The sequence below is a fragment of the Acinetobacter sp. V2 genome, assembly GCF_001188385.1.
Lineage (GTDB): Bacteria > Pseudomonadota > Gammaproteobacteria > Pseudomonadales > Moraxellaceae > Acinetobacter > Acinetobacter oleivorans.
On sequence record NZ_JZFB01000002.1, the window covers coordinates 255743 to 257730 of the forward strand.

General features: G+C 32.1%; 2 protein-coding genes and 1 pseudogene. 1 reads left to right on the top strand and 2 read right to left on the bottom strand.

The genetic code is table 11. The annotated features are described in order from the left end of the window. Window positions 1-133 precede the first annotated feature (133 nt). Entirely contained in the window at window positions 134-646 is a 513-nt protein-coding gene (locus UC75_RS10035; protein WP_228137253.1) for a DUF2059 domain-containing protein, read from the bottom strand. A 299-nt stretch (window positions 647-945) separates the two neighbouring features. On the opposite strand from UC75_RS10035, the gene UC75_RS10040 reads away from it, so the two are divergent. Continuing rightward, entirely contained in the window at window positions 946-1329 is a 384-nt protein-coding gene (locus tag UC75_RS10040) for a hypothetical protein (protein WP_049837498.1), read from the top strand. A gap of 544 nt (window positions 1330-1873) precedes the next feature. Here the strand turns inward: UC75_RS10040 and UC75_RS21025 are convergent. Next, window positions 1874-1988 (bottom strand): annotated as a pseudogene (locus tag UC75_RS21025) (aldehyde-activating protein); the annotation flags it as partial.

Genomic DNA, 1988 nt, shown 5'->3' on the forward strand with positions numbered 1-1988 from the left:
TCGGCACCATCATTAAACCTCATGAATATTTGATTTATGGGGTTTTTTGTTGCCTGTAGGTTTTGAAATACTTAAAGATTTATAATTATTACCAAAAAATTGAGTGCAGACCTATTGATCTACACCCTTCAAATTATTTTTCATATTTCTCTAATTCAATAACCATTTCTTTTGCTGCGGCTATAATTTTAGGCATAGCTTCTTTAGTTAGATCTTGGCCCAATTTCATGCTTTGCTCCATCACTAGAGGCATTTTGTTTATAGCTGCTTGACCAACTGGTGATTTATAAAAATTAATTAATCCATCGATTTCTTCTTGAGTGAAATTTGTCACATAAATACGAGTAAATTCAGGCTCAAGTTTTTCCCAACCCATGTCTTCTACAGTAATGTTAGAGAACTTTTTAGCAAAATTTGCCACGACCAGTTTTTGTTGTGAATTAAGGGGTTTACCTTGTTGCATTTCAACTTCAGAGATTGTTTTTGAAATCATCTGCTCAATGTACGAGTTCATTTGTTTATATAAATCTTGGGATTTTGTGACCTTCATTAATTCTTTTACAGACTCACTAGAAGCAGGCTGTGCAAAGGTTGGATGAGTGAGACATAAACCAATAACTAAAGTAGATAATATTTTCTTCATCATAATTAATAACATATTAAGAATATTTTTTAAGGATAATAGTTGGGATAGACAATTCTTGTCAAAGGCTTTGTTTTTTGTTTTTAATAAAGACTTATTATAAACCTCATCTTAAAAATAATTTTCTAAAACGAATTTATTTATTTAACAAATGAAATAGAATGCTGCTAATTTATTAAAAAATATAAGATTAAAATAAGAAATATTAAAAAGATACGATTATAATGCGCTCCCAAATAAGGTCATATGAATAAGATCTATTTTATAAACTTTAATTCATTAAGATACCAATACGGAAAAGTATGAAACTTCGTTTTATTTTACCTGCTTTATTTCTAACGTTGCCTTTAACAACATATGCTCAAGACACTGCATCTCAAGCTCAAATGCAAACTACTGCAAACCCATCCATTTGCTTAATTGAGGGGACTCCTTCAGCAGAGCACTATAAATCTATTAAACGTATTAAAGCCGCGAAAGGAACCTATGGCGGTTTTGAAGAAGTAAAACCTAAATTAGCAATCGTTGCTCGTAAATACGGTGCAGATGTGGTGATTAATTATCATCAAAGCCAAAGATTTGGTTTTTGGCCGTGGCGTATTGTACGTCCAGTACTTACAGGAACTGCCGTGAAATGGAATACACCTTTTAACTGTGCTGCCTTAGGCGGTAAAGAAATTCGTTAATAAGAAATGAAAAAAGCCCAACATCCTGTTGGGCTTTTTTCGTATTTCGTTACTAGGTACACTTCCTGTAATACCTCACATCCTGATGCTTAAACTTATTATTGTTGTTTTACGTTTCGGAACTTCCTGTTCCTGATGAGTTCATCATAGGTAATTTACAGAGTTCTAAAAAGACGCCAATTTCCCGAACGTATGTAAGAAAAAGCGTACATAGTGCTTTTAAATTTAAAACTTGATTTGCCTATATTTGAAAATAAAAAACGAAAATATGAATTTATGAAGAAGTTCAGTTCATCAATTAAATAAGAAAACGTTATAATGAACCTATTACTTTATTTCTAAAATAAATTTAAAAACAACAAGGAACAAGATGTTTACTTTGCCATCAAATATTTTTCAGCCCTTAGTGATCATACTGGCATGCCTTATTTTCATTGTAAGTAAAATGCCGCAGCTAAAATTTAGAAAAACTATATTATTTCTAGCTATTGGTAGCCTTACTTTAATCATTGTTTTAGGAATATTTGGCTTCTTTAATTAAGCCTCATTTCTTGCTCTTCTCTATCATTTTTTCAAAGTGTCTAAGGTTTGGGTTCAACGTATCCCAAGCATAGGCTTGGCTCACAAACACCTCTGCTCTAGGCTGATAGAGACTCGGG